General features: G+C 72.1%; 4 protein-coding genes. All 4 read right to left on the bottom strand.

Annotated features, from left to right (window positions below; all coding sequences use genetic code 11):
• Nucleotides 1-191: 191 nt before the first annotated feature.
• A complete protein-coding gene (gene secG, locus PKC53_RS18845; protein WP_324431441.1) occupies nt 192-596 on the bottom strand; it encodes a preprotein translocase subunit SecG in 405 nt (134 codons plus the stop codon).
• A gap of 35 nt (nt 597-631) precedes the next feature.
• Nucleotides 632-1,384: a triose-phosphate isomerase gene (gene tpiA / locus PKC53_RS18850; protein WP_324431443.1), complete on the bottom strand. Its 753-nt coding sequence runs from the start codon at nt 1,382-1,384 to the stop codon at nt 632-634.
• A gap of 13 nt (nt 1,385-1,397) precedes the next feature.
• A complete protein-coding gene (locus tag PKC53_RS18855; protein WP_324431445.1) occupies nt 1,398-2,384 on the bottom strand; it encodes an NAD(P)H-quinone oxidoreductase in 987 nt (328 codons plus the stop codon).
• A 22-nt stretch (nt 2,385-2,406) separates the two neighbouring features.
• The coding region (locus PKC53_RS18860; protein ID WP_324431447.1) for a S1 RNA-binding domain-containing protein at nt 2,407-3,159 on the bottom strand (753 nt) is incomplete at its 5' end.

Raw genomic sequence — 3,159 nt, forward strand, 5'->3', positions numbered from 1 at the left:
CTCGAACTCGCACAGCTTTCGCCACTACCCCCTCAAGATAGCGTGTCTACCAATTCCACCACGTCGGCCAGGACGGTCTTCGCGTCTGAGTCGCATGAGGAGGGGCTCGTCAGACAGCCGCGCATTCTAAGCGCAAAAGCACGCCGCCCCGAGGGTCAACCCGTAGCCGGATCGCCCCCGCTTGCGCTCGATCAGTTGGCCGGGATCGCCGCCGACCCCGCCGCCGCGGGCGATGCCGGCACCGGCGCCGGCGGCGCGATCGCCCCGGGGATCTGCGCCGGCGCCGCGGGCTCGCTGGCGGCCGGTGCGGCGCGCTCGAGCACGCTCGAGCCCTGCGCCTCGGCGGGGGCCAGCGCGCGCGTGTTGCTCATGTAGGCCAGCGCCAGCGTGCACACGAAGAACACGCTGGCGAGCACCGCCGTCGATCGCGACAGGAAGTTCGCGCTGCCGCTGGCGCCGAACAGGCTGCCGGCCGAGCCGCTGCCGAACGACGCACCCATGTCGGCGCCCTTGCCGTGCTGCACCAGCACCAGGCCGATCATCGCCAGCGCCGAGACGAGCTGGATCACCAGCACGATGTTCATCCAGATCTGCATGATGGGTGTTCTCTTCCCTGGTCTTGTCGTCGATGTCAGGTGGCGTCGGCGGCGCGGCAGATGGCGACGAAGTCCGCCGCCTTCAACGACGCGCCGCCGATCAGGCCGCCGTCGATGTCGGCCTGCGCGAACAGCTCGCGCGCGTTGTCGGGCTTGACGCTGCCGCCGTAGAGGATCCTCATGCCCGGCGCGTGCGGCGTGGCCGCCTGCAGCTGCGCGCGCAGCAGCGCGTGCACCTGCTGCGCCTGCGCCGGCGTCGCGGTGCGGCCGGTGCCGATGGCCCACACCGGCTCGTAGGCGACGACCATCTCGCTGGCACAGTGCGCCAGCGTGTGGATCACGGCCGACAGCTGGCGCTTGACCACCGCCTCGGTCTCGCCCGCCTCGCGCTGCGCCAACGTTTCGCCGACGCACACGATCGGCGTGACGCCGCGCGCCAGCGCCGCCTTGGCCTTATCGGCCACCAGCGGGTCGCCCTCGGCGTGGTAGGCGCGGCGCTCCGAGTGGCCGACGATGACGTAGCGGCAGCCGAACTCGTGCAGCATGCCGGCCGAGACCTCGCCGGTGTAGGCACCCTGCTCGTGCGCCGAGCAGTCCTGCGCGCCCCAGCGCAGGTCGCTGCCGGCCAGCGCCACCGCGGTCTCGGCCAGGTACGGGAACGGCACGCACACCGCGACGTCGCAGCCGAACGGCCTCGCGCCGACGATGCCCTCGAGCAGCTCGGCGTTGCCCTTGCGGCTGCCGTGCATCTTCCAGTTGCCCACCACGAGCTTGCGTCGCGTGTTCATCGCAGCGTCGTCCTCACCAGGTCAGCACGATCTTGCCCACGTGCGCGCCCGACTCCATCAGCGCGTGCGCCGCAGCCGCCTCGGCGGCGGGGAACACGCGATGGATCACCGGCTTCACGCGCCCGGTCTCGAGCAGCGGCCACACGCGTTCGCGCAGCGCCCGCGCGAGCCGCGCCTTGTACGCGAGCGGGCGCGCGCGCAGCGTCGAGCCGGTGATCGCCAGGCGCTTGCGCAGCACCAGCCCGGCATCGAAGCTCGACGTGGTGCCGCCCTGCACCGCGATGATCGCCAGCCGCCCGTCGTCGGCCAGGCACCGCACCTCGCGCGCGACGTAGTCGCCGGCGACCATGTCGAGCACGACGTCGACGCCGTGTGCGCCGGTCAGCCGCCCGACCTCGGCGACGAAGTCGTGCGTGCGGTAGTTGATCGCATGGTCGGCACCGAGCCGCAGGCACGCGGCGCACTTGTCGTCGCTGCCCGCGGTGACGATCACCTTCGAGCCCAGCGCCCTGGCCAGCTGGATCGCCGTCACGCCGATCCCGCTCGATCCGCCTTGCACCAGCAGCGTCTCGCCGGGCTGCAGCCGCGCGATCTCGAACACGTTCTGCCAGACGGTGAAGAACGTCTCCGGCAGCGCCGCCGCCTCGACGTCCGACAGCCCCGCGGGTACCGGCAGGCACTGGCCGATCGGCGCGGTGCACAGCTCGGCATAGCCGCCACCGGCGACCAGCGCGCACACGCGGTCGCCGATCGCGAGGCCGGCGGTGGCCAGCTCGGCGGGGTCGCCGCCCGCCACCGTGCCGGCGACCTCGAGCCCGGGCAGGTCCGACGCGCCCGGCGGCGGCGGGTACGCTCCCTTGCGCTGCAGCACGTCGGGGCGATTGACGCCCGAGGCACGCACCGCGATCAGCACCTCGCCGGCGCCCGGCACCGGCGCCGGCCGCTCGACCGGGCGCAGCACCTCGGGGCCGCCCGGGGCGGTGATCTCGATGGCGTTCATCGCCGGCGCCGCCCCTGCCGCGTCACTCGTCGCGAGCCGGCGGCTCGTCGCCCGCCGGCGCGGCGTCGACCGCCGGCTCGCGCTCGGCGCGCTCGCCGCGCTCGGGACGATCACCGCGGTCGCGGCGCGGGCCGCGGTCACCACGACCACCACGGTCGTCGCGGTCGCGGCGCGGGCGCTCCTCCTCGACCCAGCCCTCGGGCTTGTCGAGCAGTGCCTTCATCGACAGCTTGATGCGCCCCTTGTCGTCGGTCTCGAGCACCTTGACCTTGACGACCTGGCCTTCCTTGAGGAAGTCGCTGACCTGCTCGACGCGCTGGTGCGCGATCTGGCTGATGTGCAGCAGGCCGTCCTTGCCCGGCAGGATGTTGACCAGCGCACCGAAGTCGAGCAGCTTCGTGATCGGGCCTTCGTACACCTTGCCGACCTCGGCCTCGGCGGTGATCTCGGTGATGCGCCGGATCGCGTGCTGCGCCTTGTCGCCGTCGGTGCTGGCGATGGTGATCGTGCCGTCCTCGCCGATGTCGATCGTCGTGCCGGTCTCCTCGGTCAGCGCGCGGATCGTCGCGCCGCCCTTGCCGATCACGTCGCGGATCTTCTCCGGGTTGATCTTCATCGTGTACAGGCGCGGCGCGAACGGGCTGAGCTCCTCCTTGGCGCCGCCCACCGCCTCGACCATGCGGCCCAGAATGTGCATGCGAGCTTCCTTGGCCTGCGCCAGCGCGACCTGCATGATCTCCTTGGTGATGCCCTGGATCTTGATGTCCATCTGCAG

It is taken from the genome of Azohydromonas sp. (genome assembly GCF_035325925.1).
Classification (GTDB): Bacteria; Pseudomonadota; Gammaproteobacteria; order Burkholderiales; family Burkholderiaceae_C; genus Calidifontimicrobium.

Coding starts and splice junctions, on each gene's coding strand:
- secG (WP_324431441.1), bottom strand. CDS start 596: ATGCAGATCTGGATGAACATCGTGCTGGTGATCCAGCTCGTCTCGGCG.
- tpiA (WP_324431443.1), bottom strand. CDS start 1,384: ATGAACACGCGACGCAAGCTCGTGGTGGGCAACTGGAAGATGCACGGC.
- PKC53_RS18855 (WP_324431445.1), bottom strand. CDS start 2,384: ATGAACGCCATCGAGATCACCGCCCCGGGCGGCCCCGAGGTGCTGCGC.